The following is a 12,723-nucleotide window of genomic DNA, read 5'->3' as shown; positions in this document are numbered from 1 at the left end:
CCTCCAGAAAGGAGGTGCCATGTCGTCGGTCGTCGCGGTTGCACCGGTTCTGGTGCGGCAGGCCGTGCGCGAGCACCGCAGCGGTCGCCTCGATGTCGCAGCCGATCTCTACGGCCGGGCTCTCGCCGCATTTCCAGCCGATCCGGATGCCTTGCATCTCCTGGGCGCGCTTTGGCTGCAGCGCGGCGATGCCGTCGCCGCCACGCCCTACGCGGCGAAGTCGCTGCTGGTCGACCCTGGGCTGGCATATGCCTACAACAACCTCGGACTGATCCTGAAAAGGGCCGGTCAGCGTGCGGCTGCCGCCCGCTGCTACCTCCAGGCGACCCTGGTCTCCCCGACCTTCGCCGAGGCCCATTCGAACCTCGGCGTGGTTCTGAAGGCGGAGGGCCAGACGTCGCTGGCGGTGCATCACTACCTTCTGGCGCTGGACCAGGACCCGACGCTGGGCGAGACCTGGAACAACCTGGCCAACGCCCTGCAGGACGCCGGGGAGTTCGAGGACGCGGTCGAGGCTTACCTGGCGGCTGCCGAGTTGCTGCCGGACAGTGGCACGGTCCACTACAATGCCGGGGTGCTGCTCATGCGGCTCGGCCGGCATGAGGACGCCCTTATGCATCTGCGGATCGCCGTCGGGCTCGAGCCTGGACACGACGGTGCCCGGCACCTGATTGCGGCGATCGAGGGCGAGGCGACACCGAGCGCGCCGCGCGGCTATGTGCGGAACCTGTTCGACTCCTATGCCTGCCGGTTCGACGCGCACCTGGTCGGCGAACTGCGATATCGCGCCCATCGCGAGACGGTCGAACTGTTGGACTCGGTCTGTCGGGACCGCCACTTCACGCTGAGCTACGATCTGGGTTGCGGGACCGGCCTCGCCGGTACCCTGGTTCGGCAGCGTGCCGACCGGCTGATCGGCGTCGATCTCTCCGAGCGGATGCTGGAGCAGGCGGACCGCAAGCGGATTTACGACACGCTGATCTGCGGTGACATCGAGACGGTGCTGGAGGAGGAGGGCGACGCACCGGACCTCGCGCTCGCCAGCGATGTCTTCATCCATATCGGGGACATCGAGCCGACCGTGGCGCGATTGGCGGACCGCATGGCGCCGGGCGGGACCTTCGCGTTCTCCATCGAGTTGGCGGCGGACCGCAGCCGCTGGCTCCTGCAGGACACCGGTCGGTACGCGCATGGCGATCTCTACGTGACCGGGGCCCTGATGCGGTGCGGCTTCCGACTGCTGGCCCGACGGGAGGTCGTGCTGCGGCACGAGGGTGGTGTGCCGGTGGCCGGCGCGGTCTTTCTGGCGGTCAAGCCGGGCGACGGTCGGTTGCCGGCCTGATCGGGCCCGTCAGCCCTCGTCGGTCGGCGTGGGCGCCGGTCGCAGCCAGCGATGGGCGGCGATCCCCAGGGTGATGATGCCGAAAAGCAGCATCCACACCGGACTCAGCCAGCGGTCGCGGATGTCCATCAGCCGGATGTCGTCGATGTTCTCCGGGTCGAAGCCGGCGTCGAATCGCTCCCCGACCGTGGTTGGCCGGTAGGTCTCGGCGGCGGCGCGCTCGACGGTCTCGCCCGGTGTCGGCGAGAACCGAAGCGTCGCCCTATACAGCGGGAAGCCCTCGTCCGACCCGAGGGACTCGACGGCGACGACCTCCGCCTCGACACTGGTCACCCGGCTCAGGAAGCCGATCTGGCCGGACAGGCCGAAGCCGCCCGCCAGCAATGACACCGAGCCGATGGCGACCAGCGCCCGCGATCGCAGGAACGGCCGACGGCGGCGGATCAGCGTCGTCATGCCGGCAGGACCTTGCCGGGGTTCATGATGCCGGCCGGGTCGAGCGCGCGCTTGATCGAGCGCATGACCGAGACGGCGTCGCCGTGTTCGATGTCCATGAAGTGAATCTTGCCGCGGCCGACGCCGTGCTCGCCGGTGCAGGTGCCGTCCATGGCGATGGCGCGCAGCACCATCCGGTCGTTGTGGGCATGGGCGCGGTCGACCTCGTCGGTGTCGTTCGGGTCGATGACGTAGCCGATGTGGAAATTGCCGTCGCCGACATGGCCGACGATGATGCCCAGCAGGCCGGACGCGTCCAGGTCGGCCTTGCTCTCGCCGATGCACTCGGCCAGCCGCGAGATCGGCACGCACACGTCGGTCGACATCACCTGGCAGCCGGCCCGCAGCGCCCGGGCGGCGTAGTGGGCGTTGTGCCGGGCCTCCCAGAGCTTGTTGCGGTCCTCGGCCTTGGTCGCCCAGCGGAAGTCGCCGCCGCCCAGGTCCGCGGCGATCGCCTGCACGGTCTCGGCCTGTTCGCGGACCCCGGCCTCGGTGCCGTGGAACTCGAAGAACAGGGTCGGGACCGCCTGGAAGCCCTCGAGCCTGGAATAGGCGATGCAGGCCCGCATCTGGACCTCGTCCAGCAGCTCGACGCGGGCCACCGGCACGCCGGACTGGATGGTCAGGATCGCCGTGTTGACCGCGCTCGCGAGGTCCGGGAACGGGCACACCGCCGAGGAGATCGCCTCGGGAATGCCGTGCAGCTTCAACTGTACCTCGGTGATCACCCCGAGGGTCCCCTCCGAGCCCACGAACAGCCGGGTCAGGTCGTAGCCGGCGGCCGACTTGCGGGCCCGCCGCGCGGTCCTGATCACCCGGCCGTCGGCCATCACCACGGTGAGACTGAGCACGTTGTCGCGCATGGTGCCGTAGCGCACCGCGTTGGTGCCGGAGGCCCGGGTGGCGGACATCCCGCCGATCGAGGCGTCGGCACCGGGATCGATCGGGAAGAACAGACCCTGGTCCCGGAGATGCTCGTTCAACTGCTTGCGGGTGACGCCGGCCTGCACGCGGCAGTCCAGGTCCTCGGCGTTGACTTCCAGGATCCGGTTCATGCCCGACAGGTCGACGGTGACACCGCCGGCGACCGCACCGACATGGCCCTCCAGCGAGGTGCCGGTGCCGAACGGGATCACCGGCACGCGATGGCTCGAGCAGACCTCCAGGATCGCCGACACCTCCTCGGTGCTCTCGGCGAACGCCACCGCGTCGGGGGCCAGCGTGCTGTGGTAGCTCTCGTCGCGGCCGTGCTGGTTGCGCACCGGCTCGGCCACCGACAGGCGGTCGCCCAGGCGCTGGCGCAGGGCCGCGAGCGCGGCCTCCAGGGCCGACGGGTCCGGCCGCGCGATGGGGGGCGACTGCAGGTTCATGGCCTTGCTCCGGTCATGCGAAAAGAGACGCCGGACGATACGGCGCCTCCTTTCCGGATGCCATGCAATTCAACCCGATTCCGCGGCCGACGGCCGCCGGCGCCGCTCAGGCGGCGGGGCGGGCGTCGATGCCGTGGGTGCTGAGCATCTCGGTCAGTTCGCCGGACTCGAACATCTCGCGGACGATGTCGCAGCCGCCCACGAACTCGCCCTTCACGTAGAGCTGCGGGATCGTCGGCCAGGCCGAGTATTCCTTGATACCGTCGCGGATCGACGGGTCCTCGAGCACGTTGACGCCCTTGAACTTGACGCCGAGGTGGCTCAGCACCTGGACGACGACGGCCGAGAAGCCGCACTGCGGGAACACCGGGGTGCCCTTCATGAAGAGCACCACGTCATTGCTTCCGACCTCCTGGTCGATGCGCTGGCGCAGGGTGTCGTCGAGCATCCTCGCAATCCTCCTTGTCGGGGCGGTCCGCCGTTACTCCGGCGTCGCCGTCTGCAGTGCAAGGGCGTGGAGCTCGGTGCCCATCCGCCCCTGCAAGGCCTTGTACACCATCTGGTGCTGCTGAACTCGGTTCTTTCCGGAGAAGGCAGCGGACACGACATGGCAGGCATAGTGGTCGCCGTCACCCCGAAGATCCTCGATGGTGATCCGAGCGTCGGGCAGGGCGGCCTTAATGAGCCGCTCGATTTCGCCCGCGTCCATTGCCATGACGCTTCTCCTCTTTCCTTCTCAGGTGCCGCCGGCCATGTATTCCGGCAGCCACGCTTCATGCCGTCGGCGGAGCGTCTCCACCGATATGAGATCGCCGGCCTCGACTTTCAAATCGCCGCTGCCGGTGACGGTCCCCACGGCCGATGCCGGAACCGCCGCCGCGGCCGCGGCGGCGATCACGCCGTCCGGGTCGGCCGTCGCGACCACGTAGCGGCCCTGATCCTCGCCGAAACACCAGGCATGCGCCAGGGCCCCCGCCGGCAGCGCCATCTCGACGCCGAGGCCGCGGGCGGCCAGGGCCATCTCGGCGACTGCCACCAGCAGGCCGCCGTCGCTGACGTCGTGGCAGGCCGAGACCTTGCCGTCGCCGATCAGGCCGCGGACCAGGTCGCCGGTGCGCCGCTCGGCGGCGAGGTCGAGCGGCGGCGGGGCGCCTTCCTCGCGGCCGTCGATCTCCCGGAGATACAGCGACGCGCCGAGCCAGCCGTCGGTTCGCGCGGCCGGCTGGCCGATCGCCACCAGGGTCTCCCCGGTCGCCTTCAGTGCCGGGGTGCAGAGCTTGTGGACGTCGTCGATCAGCCCGACGCCGCCGATCACCGGGGTCGGCAGGATCGCCTGGCCCTCGGTCTCGTTGTAGAGCGACACGTTTCCGGACACGACCGGGTAGTCGAGCGCCCGGCAGGCCGCCCCCATGCCGGCGACCGCGCCGACGATCTGGCCCATGATCTCCGGCTTCTGCGGGTTGCCGAAGTTCAGGTTGTTGGTGACCGCCAGCGGCCGGGCGCCGACCGCGTTGAGGTTGCGCCAGGTCTCGACCACCGCCTGCGCGCCGCCGACCTCCGGGTCGGCCACGCAGTAGCGCGGCGTGCAGTCGACGGTCAGCGCCAGCGCCCGGTCGGTGTCCTGCACCCGGACCACGCCGGAATCGGCGCCCGGGCGGACCATGGTGTCGCCCATGACCAGGTGGTCGTACTGCTCCCAGATCCAGCGCCGGCTGGCCATGTCCGGGCAGGACAGCAGGCGGGCCAGCGCCTCGGTCACGCCGGCCGGGGCCGCGACGTCGGCGGCGGCGATCACCGGCCGCTTCGGTGTCGGGACGTGCGGTCGGTCGTATTCCGGCGCCTCGGTGACCAGCGGGCCGACCGGGATGTCGGCCTGCACGGCGCCGTCCTTCCTCAGAACGATGTGGCCGGTCTCGGTGACCTTGCCGATCACCGCGAAGTCCAGGTCCCACTTGTCGAACACCGCCCGGGCCTCGGCCTCGGACTCCGGTCGAATGATCATCAGCATCCGCTCCTGGCTCTCCGACAGCATGATCTCGTAGGCGGTCATGCCGGTCTCGCGCACCGGCACGGCGTCCAGGTCGAGTTCGATTCCCAGGCCGCCCTTGCCGGCCATCTCGACGCTGGATGAGGTGAGGCCGGCCGCGCCCATGTCCTGAATGGCGATGATGCAGTCCTTCTGCATCAGCTCCAGGCAGGCCTCGATCAGCAGCTTCTCGGTGAACGGGTCGCCGACCTGCACGGTCGGGCGCTTCTCCTCGGAGTCCTCGCTGAACTCGGCCGACGCCATGGTGGCGCCGTGGATGCCGTCGCGCCCGGTCTTGGCGCCGACATACACCACCGCGTTCCCGGGTCCGGCCGCGGCCGAGTAGAAGATCCGGTCGGTCTTCGCCAGCCCCACGGTCATGGCGTTGACCAGGATGTTGCCGTTGTAGGCCGGGTGGAAGTTGACCTCGCCGGCCACCGTCGGCACGCCGACGCAGTTGCCGTAGCCGCCGATCCCGGCGACCACGCCGTGGACCAGGTGGCGGGTCTTGGGATGGTCGGGGCTGCCGAAGCGCAGGGCGTTCAGGTTGGCGACCGGGCGCGCACCCATGGTGAAGACGTCGCGCAGGATGCCGCCGACGCCGGTCGCCGCCCCCTGGTAGGGCTCGATGAAGCTCGGGTGGTTGTGGCTCTCGATCTTGAAGATCGCCGCCAGGCCCTCGCCGATATCGATGACGCCGGCGTTCTCGCCGGGCCCCTGGATGACGTGCGGCGCCTCGGTCGGCAGGGTCTTCAGCCAGCGCTTCGACGACTTGTAGGAGCAGTGCTCCGACCACATCACCGAGAAGATGCCGAGCTCGGTGATGTTCGGTTCGCGCCCCATGATCTTCAGCAGGACGCCGTACTCGTCCTCAGACAGGCCGTGCTCGGCGACCACTGCCGGCGTGATCGCGACGTTCGGGATGGTCATGCGGAATCGGTCCTCTTACGCCAGGGCGCGGGCCAGGCCGTCGAACAGGCCGCGGCCGTCGGTGCCGCCGTGCAGCGGGTCGATCGCGTCCTCGGGATGCGGCATCAGGCCCAGCACCGTCTTGGTGTCGTTGAAGATGCCGGCGATGTTCCGGCGCGAGCCGTTCGGGTTGGCGGCGTCGCTCTCCGACCCGCCCTCGTCGACGTAGCGGAACGCGACCAGCCCGCGGTCCTCGAGCCGGTCCAGCGTGGCGTCGTCGGCGAAGAAGTTGCCGTCGTTGTGGGCGACCGGGACCGTGATGGTCTGGCCGTCGGCATAGCCGCTGGTGAACACCGACTGCGCGGTCTCGACCCGGAGATGCACGCTCCTGCACACGAACTTCAGGCCGGCGTTGCGCATCAGCGCGCCGGGCAGCAGTCCGGCCTCGGTCAGGGTCTGGAAGCCGTTGCACACCCCGAGGACGGCCACGCCCTTGTCGGCACGCTCCTTGACCGTGCGCATGACCGGCGAATGCGCGCCCATGGCGCCGGCCCGCAGGTAGTCGCCGTAGGAGAAGCCGCCGGGAACCACGATCAGGTCGACGTCCGGCAGCGCGGTGTCCTTGTGCCAGACCATCTGCGGGTCGCTGCCGAAGGAGCGCCTGAGGGCTATCGCCATGTCGCGTTCGCGGTTCGAACCGGGGAAGACGATGATGGCGGTTTTCATGGGCGCTCCGGGGGCGTCGCAAGGGGCGTCACAGTGCGCCGGAAACTAGGTCCGACGGGGCGTGGACGCAAGCGCACAACGCGCATGGCCGCTACCTGTCCCCGGCGGCGGCCCGCACCGGCTCGTCGGGGTCGGCGATTCGTTCCGGCGGCAGGCGAATCGTGATGGTCGTGCCCTCGCCGACGGCGCTCTCGAGCTGCAGGGTGCCGCCGTGGATCTCCACGAAGGCCTTGGTCAGGGGCAGGCCGAGCCCGACCCCTTCGTAGCGTCGCGTCAGGCGGTTGTCGGCCTGCTCGAACGGCCGCAGCACCTTGCCGTGGTCGGCCGGGTCGATGCCGATGCCGTCGTCCGAGACGCTGAACGCGACACCGTCGCCGTCGCGCCAAGCGGTCACGCGGATGTGGCCGTCCGGCTGGGTGAACTTGGCGGCGTTGGAGATCAGGTTGATGAGGATCTGGCGCATCAGCCGCGCATCGGCCTGCAGCGTCGGGAAGACGTCCGGGATCTCGATCTGGATGTCGGCGACCTGCTGGCCGCGCCGGGCCTTCACCATGGCCACCGCGGCCTGTGCCTCGGTGCGCAGGTCGACCCGGCCGAGCCGCAGCCGGATCTGGCCCATCTCGATCCGCGACAGGTCGAGCACGTCCTCGATCAGGCTCAGCAGGTGCTGGCCGCTGACCTGGATGTCCTGCGCATAGCCCTCGTAGTGCGGATCGCCGAGCGGGCCGAAGATCCGGTTCACCAGCAGGTCGGAGAACCCGATGATGGCGTTGAGCGGGGTCCGCAGCTCGTGGCTGACGGTGGCCAGGAACAGGCTCTTGGCCCGGTTGGCGACCTCGGCCTGGCGCAGCGCCTCCTGCAGCTCGCGGCGGGCCCGGGTCAGCTCCTGGCTGAACTCGGTCTCGTCGGACGAGGTGCCGCGATAGCCGGTGAACCGGCCGGAGTCGTCGAACACGGGAACGCCCGAGACCCGCCAGTGCCGCATCGTGCCATCCGGCGCCGGGACCTCGTAGCGGAAGTCGCGGAACGGCTCGCGGGCGTCGAGCAGGGCCTTGTGCTCCGCCAGTTCGAGGTCGTCCTCCGGGTCCAGGCCGACCACTTCCCACCGGGTCTTGCCGATCAGCTGGGAGACCGGCGGAAAGCGCCGCGCCAGCTTGGTGTCGACCACCATGGTGAAGCGCAGGTTGGCGTCCATTTCCCAGAACCGGTCGGAGCTGGCGTTCACGAAGTCGTGGAACCGCTGCTCGCTGTCGCGATAGGCCTGCTCGACCCGCTTCAGCTCGGTGACGTCCTGCGCGGTGGTGACCGTGCCGCCGTCGGGCAGGCGATGGTCGCGGATCAGCTGCCAGCGTTCGTCCAGGCCGCGGATGGTCAGGCTGCGGCCGCCGAGCCGGTGCAGCTCGGCGCGGCGGGCGATGTAGCCCTCGGGATCGGCGGTCGCTTCGGGGATCAGGCCGGCCGCCACACTGTTTCGGACACACTGCTCGAACGTCATACCGAGCCGCAGCGGCGATCCGACGGCCTCGTTGATCTGCCGGACCCGGGAGTTGAAGTAGATCAGGCGGTCGTCGGCGTCCCAGAGATGAAAGCCGTCCGTCGTGTAGTCGAGGGCCTGCAGCAGGGTGCCGAAGCTCAGGTCGTCCTTCACCAACTCGGTGCGGTCGCCGGATCGCTGGCGGTATGTCGAGACGAAGCCGCCCGACGGCAGCGGTCGCCGGACGATCTCGACCTGCATCCCGTTCGGCCGGCTGTGCTCGATCCTCTGCGGAACCGCGTGGCGCGCCCGTGCCACCCAGTCCCTGGCGAGGGTCTCGGGATCGCCTGCGCCGTACTCGCCGAGTTCGGCGTCGTAGCGCGCGAAGGTCTCGATGCTTGCCCCCGGTGCCACGACCTCGGGCGGATAGTCGAAGATCTCGACGAACCGGGCGTTGCAGTAGACCAGGACCAGATTGGCGTCATACACCGCGATGCCGAGGTCGGTATGGTCGAGGGCTTCGACCAGCACTCGGATATCCGGCGGTGGCGTCATCGGGTCGGGCAAATCCTCTCTCCGAATGGCATGTCCCTACCGTACACTACTGTACCGCAGGGCGGCGGGAATCCAAGCCGGGCCGGCCTTGACGCAGCAAGTACAGATTGCCGATGCTCGGCGGGATGCAAACCGGTGGGAGACGGCCGTTGCGCACGCCCGGGCTTCCGCTCATGCGGTTCCTTGTCGGCCACCTGCTGGTCGGGACGCTGGCGTCCGCCGTGGTGGTGGCCGCGCTGTTCTGGACCGACCCGTTCAGCCTGACGACCCTGGCCTACCGCGATTCCGGGGGCGGCGTCGCGATCGCCCTTCTGGCGTTCGGCGTCTGGGTGACCTTCGGCAGCCTGGCCCTGGGAGCCGGCATCATGGGACTTGGACGGGACCGGCGTGGCGGCGGTGGCCCGGCGCCTCGGCCCTGACCGGCCGGTCAGGCCTCGACCCGGATCGCGTAGTTCTCGATCACGGTGTTGGCCAGCAGCTTCTCGCACATCGACTTGACGGTCGCCTGCGCCTTGGCGGCGTCGGTCTCGTCCAGGTCGATCTCGATGACCTTGCCCTGACGGACCTCGCCGACGCCCGAGAAGCCCAGGGTATCGAGCGCGTGCCCGATCGCCTTGCCCTGGGGGTCGAGAACACCGGGCTTCAGGGTGACGTGAACAATCGCCTTCATCGGTCCTCCGCCTTCACTCCGCGACGCCTGCGCCGCGCCTACTGCATCGCCTGCGGACCCTTGAGGTCCATCGGGCCGGCCTCCGGCAGCACGCCGAGCCGGCGCGCGATCTCCTGGTAGGCCTCTTCGACCGCGCCGAGGTCCTTGCGGAACCGGTCCTTGTCCATCTTCTCGTTGGTCCGGATGTCCCAGAGCCGGCAGTTGTCGGGGCTGATCTCGTCCGCCACCACGATCTGGATCTCGTCGTGCTCGTTGTAGAGCCGGCCGAACTCCAGCTTGAAATCGACCAGCCGCACGCCGACGCCCAGGAACAGACCGTTGAGGAAGTCGTTCACGCGGAGCGCCAGGGACACCATGTCGTCCAGGTCCTGGGTGGCGGCCCAGCCGAACGCGGTGATGTGCTCCTCGGTGACCATCGGGCTGCCGAGCTCGTCCGACTTGTAGTAGTACTCGATGATCGAGCGCGGCAGGACGGTGCCCTCCTCGATCCCGAAGCGCTCGGCCAGCGATCCCGCGGCGACGTTGCGGACGACGATCTCGATCGGGATGATCTCGACCTCGCGCACCAGCTGCTCGCGCATGTTCAACCGGCGCATGAAATGCGTCGGGACGCCGATCTCCGACAACCGGGTCATCAGGAACTCGCTGATCCGGTTGTTCAGCACGCCCTTGCCGGTGATGATGCCCTTCTTCTGGTTGTTGAAGGCGGTGGCATCGTCCTTGAAATACTGGATGAGCGTGCCGGGCTCGGGTCCTTCGTACAGGACTTTCGCCTTGCCCTCGTAGAGCTTGCGGCGTCTGGCCATGGGGCGGTCTCCGGGGTCACGCGACTGGCGCGCGGGCAGGCGTCGAGTTGTATGGATCGGCTCCCGCGGCGCGCCCGCGTCACCGAGCCGGTCTATAGCAGCACGGTCGCGTAAACTCAATCGGCGGGCTCGGCGGTCCGGACCGGCGGCCCTACGTCGATCCGGACGAACGGCGTGCGGTCCGGGCGACCATGCGCGAACCGGAACACCGGCCGGCCGTCGCCGGGAGCCGGCAGCGCGATCATCGCGGCGCTGCCGGTGCCGAATTCGCCGGGGCCGGTGATGGTCATGGCGCCGCCGGGGCCGGCATCCGGGGCATGGTCCGTGGCGCCCAGCAGCATTTCCCAGGCTGTCCAGTTGTCGGCTGCCGGGTCCGGGGCCGGCGCGGCGCGGAACCGGTCCAAGTAGCGCGCGGTGCGGGCGGATCCGGTGCGGTCGTTCAGGTCGTGCGCCGTCAGCATCGAGATGCCGGCCGGAACCGGCAGGGCATCGATCCCGGCGCCGCCGTCGGGGTGGGAGGGGCCGCGATGCGCCAGCCAGAACGCGTCGCGGCTGTCGGCGATCAGCATGTTGAACGGACGGTAGCTGTCCGGTTCCAGCGCCTGCAGGGCCCGTGCGGCGTCGGCCGCGTCGGCGTGGTCGAGCGCATCCAGCACCAGCTCGCCGCGGGAGCGCTTGCCGGGGGCCGGCCCGAGCGTGCCGTGCCGGTTCAGGATGCAGGCGACGACCCCGTGGTCATTGATTCCGAGCCAGCTGCCGCCGGCCTGCTCGTCGAGCCCGGCGATTACCTCCGGGCGATCGGGCCAGTGGCGGGCCGGCGCGCGCCATGGCCGGCCGGCCATTTCGTCGCGGTTGGCGGCCATTATCAGTGGCCAGGCGCCGCCCGGGCGGCGCAGTATGACAACGGTGCACATGACGGGCCGAAACTGACGGTATCCGCCATGTTCCGCAAGGCTGAGATCGGCCGTTCACTTCCCCGGACGTGCGGTGTATGGTCCGGCCGCTTTCAGCCGACAGGCATCTAGGAGGGCCGGAATGAGTGGGTTCCAGGACCGCGAGCGCGCCGAAGAGTCGCGTTTCGCACATGACGCCGAACTGACCTTCAAGGCGACGGTCCGGCGCGATCGCCGGATCGGCCTTTGGATCGCCGCCGAGTTCCTGGGACTCGAGGGTGAGGCCGCCGCCAACTTCGCGAGCGAAGTGGTGGCGTCCGACTTCGAGAAGCCGGGCGACGACGACGTGGTGGCCTTCGTCCTCAAGCGGGTCGCCGATGCCGGCGGCGAGTTGACCGAGGCCCGGCTGCGTCATCGCATGGACGAGACGCTGCGCGAGACCCTGGCCGAGTTGAAGGCCGGTTCTTGACCGGCTGCCGGACGGCGGCGCTGCGATGACGGATGCCGCGACCGGCGGGGCCGTCCGTGTCCCGGCGCTCGCGCCGGGCGACCGGGCACCCAATCTGACGCTGCCGGACCTGGGCGGCCGCACCCGCAAGCTGTACCTCGAGGTCACCGGCGGACCGGTCGTGGTCGTCACCGTTCCGGATCCGCTGAGCGGGCCGGGCCGGGTGGCGCTCGACGGCCTGGCCCGACGCGCCGGACAGTTCCGCCAGGCGGGCGCCCACTGCTTCGTGCTGACCCGGCGGCCGCCGGCGGACCCTGATGTGCTGGGCGCCCTGGTGTGGATCGACCCCTACGGCGATGCGATGGCGCTGTTCCGGCCTTCGCGGGAGGACGGCGAGCCGTCGATCGCGTCGGCGGCGGTTCTGGACGCCAACCAGCGGCTGGTGGCGATCTTCCCGGCGGAATCCTATGGCGACCCGGTCGCCGAGGCGGCCCGACTCGCCGAGACGCTCGCCGCCGCGATGACGGCGGGGGCGCACGATCTCGATCGTCCGGCTCCGGTGCTGGTCCTGCCGCGCTTATTGCCGTCGGGGCTGTGCGACCGGCTCGCGGCCCGCGGGGCCGGCCAGCCGGTCCAGGACCCGGACACGGTGCGGGACGTCGCGCAGCGGCTGGGCGCCCGGCTGGGCAACGAGATCCGGCGTGTCTTCCAGTTCCGGCCCGTCCTGCGGTTCGATCCGTTCCGGATCGTCGATGCGGCGACGACCGCCGCGGCGCGTGGCGCGACCGAGGAGCAGCCCCGCCGGCGCTTCGTCGTCCTGGTCGGGCTCGGGGCCGGCAATCCCGGCGTCGCGTTCCCGGAGTTCGGGCCGCATGTCTACCGGCTGGAGAAGGGCGCGGCGGCCGCGTTCTCCTGCGAGTTGCTGTACCGGCCGGACGCCGGGTCGGGGACCGCGGCGCCGGTGCTGGCGACCGCCCTGGCCGAGCCGCAGTCGCAGGCCTGAGAGGGT

General features: G+C 69.9%; 14 protein-coding genes. 4 read left to right on the top strand and 10 right to left on the bottom strand.

The genetic code is table 11. The features are described from left to right. The first annotated feature begins 19 nt into the window (after nucleotides 1–19). A complete protein-coding gene (locus tag RIC31_RS19740; RefSeq protein WP_350111756.1) occupies nucleotides 20–1,342 on the top strand; it encodes a tetratricopeptide repeat protein in 1,323 nt (440 codons plus the stop codon). A gap of 9 nt (nucleotides 1,343–1,351) precedes the next feature. On the opposite strand, the gene RIC31_RS19735 is transcribed toward RIC31_RS19740, so the two are convergent. The 7 genes from RIC31_RS19735 to RIC31_RS19705 all read right to left on the bottom strand — a co-directional run bounded on the left by RIC31_RS19735 (nucleotide 1,352) and on the right by RIC31_RS19705 (nucleotide 8,873). Further along, nucleotides 1,352–1,798, bottom strand: a complete 447-nt coding sequence (locus RIC31_RS19735) for a DUF3592 domain-containing protein (RefSeq protein ID WP_350111754.1) — start codon at nucleotides 1,796–1,798, stop codon at nucleotides 1,352–1,354. Then, nucleotides 1,795–3,207, bottom strand: a complete 1,413-nt coding sequence (locus tag RIC31_RS19730) for an FAD-binding oxidoreductase (protein ID WP_350111752.1) — start codon at nucleotides 3,205–3,207, stop codon at nucleotides 1,795–1,797. The genes RIC31_RS19735 and RIC31_RS19730 overlap by 4 nt, the downstream gene beginning before the upstream one ends. A gap of 106 nt (nucleotides 3,208–3,313) precedes the next feature. Further along, a complete protein-coding gene (grxD, locus tag RIC31_RS19725; RefSeq protein WP_350111750.1) occupies nucleotides 3,314–3,655 on the bottom strand; it encodes a Grx4 family monothiol glutaredoxin in 342 nt (113 codons plus the stop codon). Nucleotides 3,656–3,688: 33 nt separating this feature from the next. Then, entirely contained in the window at nucleotides 3,689–3,922 is a 234-nt protein-coding gene (locus RIC31_RS19720) for a BolA family protein (RefSeq protein ID WP_350111748.1), read from the bottom strand. A 21-nt stretch (nucleotides 3,923–3,943) separates the two neighbouring features. Beyond that, complete coding sequence (gene purL / locus RIC31_RS19715) at nucleotides 3,944–6,163, bottom strand: phosphoribosylformylglycinamidine synthase subunit PurL (RefSeq protein ID WP_350111747.1); 2,220 nt, start codon at nucleotides 6,161–6,163, stop codon at nucleotides 3,944–3,946. Nucleotides 6,164–6,178: 15 nt separating this feature from the next. Continuing rightward, nucleotides 6,179–6,868, bottom strand: a complete 690-nt coding sequence (purQ, locus tag RIC31_RS19710; protein ID WP_350111745.1) for a phosphoribosylformylglycinamidine synthase subunit PurQ — start codon at nucleotides 6,866–6,868, stop codon at nucleotides 6,179–6,181. 91 nt (nucleotides 6,869–6,959) lie between these two features. Continuing rightward, nucleotides 6,960–8,873, bottom strand: a complete 1,914-nt coding sequence (locus RIC31_RS19705; protein WP_350111742.1) for a PAS-domain containing protein — start codon at nucleotides 8,871–8,873, stop codon at nucleotides 6,960–6,962. A 173-nt stretch (nucleotides 8,874–9,046) separates the two neighbouring features. Here RIC31_RS19705 and RIC31_RS19700 point away from each other — a divergent pair, with 173 nt between their 5' ends. Next, nucleotides 9,047–9,316, top strand: coding sequence for a hypothetical protein (locus RIC31_RS19700; protein WP_350111740.1), 270 nt, complete (start codon nucleotides 9,047–9,049; stop codon nucleotides 9,314–9,316). A gap of 8 nt (nucleotides 9,317–9,324) precedes the next feature. Here the strand turns inward: RIC31_RS19700 and purS are convergent, their stop codons facing one another. The 3 genes from purS to RIC31_RS19685 form a co-directional block, all read right to left on the bottom strand. Then, nucleotides 9,325–9,567, bottom strand: a complete 243-nt coding sequence (gene purS / locus RIC31_RS19695) for a phosphoribosylformylglycinamidine synthase subunit PurS (RefSeq protein ID WP_350111738.1) — start codon at nucleotides 9,565–9,567, stop codon at nucleotides 9,325–9,327. A gap of 38 nt (nucleotides 9,568–9,605) precedes the next feature. After that, on the bottom strand, nucleotides 9,606–10,373 hold the full coding sequence (gene purC, locus RIC31_RS19690; RefSeq protein ID WP_350111736.1) for a phosphoribosylaminoimidazolesuccinocarboxamide synthase: 768 nt from the start codon (nucleotides 10,371–10,373) through the stop codon (nucleotides 9,606–9,608). Between the two features lie 116 nt (nucleotides 10,374–10,489). Further along, nucleotides 10,490–11,287, bottom strand: a complete 798-nt coding sequence (locus tag RIC31_RS19685; RefSeq protein WP_350111734.1) for an NRDE family protein — start codon at nucleotides 11,285–11,287, stop codon at nucleotides 10,490–10,492. 121 nt (nucleotides 11,288–11,408) lie between these two features. Between RIC31_RS19685 and RIC31_RS19680 the strand changes: the two genes are divergently transcribed. Next, on the top strand, nucleotides 11,409–11,735 hold the full coding sequence (locus RIC31_RS19680) for a DUF1476 domain-containing protein (RefSeq protein WP_350111732.1): 327 nt from the start codon (nucleotides 11,409–11,411) through the stop codon (nucleotides 11,733–11,735). A 25-nt stretch (nucleotides 11,736–11,760) separates the two neighbouring features. After that, on the top strand, nucleotides 11,761–12,717 hold the full coding sequence (locus tag RIC31_RS19675) for a hypothetical protein (RefSeq protein ID WP_350111730.1): 957 nt from the start codon (nucleotides 11,761–11,763) through the stop codon (nucleotides 12,715–12,717). The last annotated feature ends 6 nt before the right edge of the window (nucleotides 12,718–12,723 follow it).

The sequence above is a fragment of the Thalassobaculum sp. genome (assembly GCF_040219615.1).
In the GTDB taxonomy this organism is placed as follows: Bacteria; Pseudomonadota; Alphaproteobacteria; order Thalassobaculales; family Thalassobaculaceae; genus Thalassobaculum_A.
The sequence above is the reverse complement of the archived record's forward strand: the minus strand, read 5'-3'. Positions and strand labels throughout refer to the sequence as shown.

What these genes read in the sequence shown, in the direction of transcription:
- RIC31_RS19740 (WP_350111756.1), top strand. Translation starts at nt 20, where the DNA reads ATGTCGTCGGTCGTCGCGGTTGCACCGGTTCTGGTGCGGCAGGCCGTG.
- RIC31_RS19735 (WP_350111754.1), bottom strand. Translation starts at nt 1,798, where the DNA reads ATGACGACGCTGATCCGCCGCCGTCGGCCGTTCCTGCGATCGCGGGCG.
- RIC31_RS19730 (WP_350111752.1), bottom strand. Translation starts at nt 3,207, where the DNA reads ATGAACCTGCAGTCGCCCCCCATCGCGCGGCCGGACCCGTCGGCCCTG.
- grxD (WP_350111750.1), bottom strand. Translation starts at nt 3,655, where the DNA reads ATGCTCGACGACACCCTGCGCCAGCGCATCGACCAGGAGGTCGGAAGC.
- RIC31_RS19720 (WP_350111748.1), bottom strand. Translation starts at nt 3,922, where the DNA reads ATGGCAATGGACGCGGGCGAAATCGAGCGGCTCATTAAGGCCGCCCTG.
- purL (WP_350111747.1), bottom strand. Translation starts at nt 6,163, where the DNA reads ATGACCATCCCGAACGTCGCGATCACGCCGGCAGTGGTCGCCGAGCAC.
- purQ (WP_350111745.1), bottom strand. Translation starts at nt 6,868, where the DNA reads ATGAAAACCGCCATCATCGTCTTCCCCGGTTCGAACCGCGAACGCGAC.
- purS (WP_350111738.1), bottom strand. Translation starts at nt 9,567, where the DNA reads ATGAAGGCGATTGTTCACGTCACCCTGAAGCCCGGTGTTCTCGACCCC.
- purC (WP_350111736.1), bottom strand. Translation starts at nt 10,373, where the DNA reads ATGGCCAGACGCCGCAAGCTCTACGAGGGCAAGGCGAAAGTCCTGTAC.
- RIC31_RS19685 (WP_350111734.1), bottom strand. Translation starts at nt 11,287, where the DNA reads ATGTGCACCGTTGTCATACTGCGCCGCCCGGGCGGCGCCTGGCCACTG.
- RIC31_RS19680 (WP_350111732.1), top strand. Translation starts at nt 11,409, where the DNA reads ATGAGTGGGTTCCAGGACCGCGAGCGCGCCGAAGAGTCGCGTTTCGCA.
- RIC31_RS19675 (WP_350111730.1), top strand. Translation starts at nt 11,761, where the DNA reads ATGACGGATGCCGCGACCGGCGGGGCCGTCCGTGTCCCGGCGCTCGCG.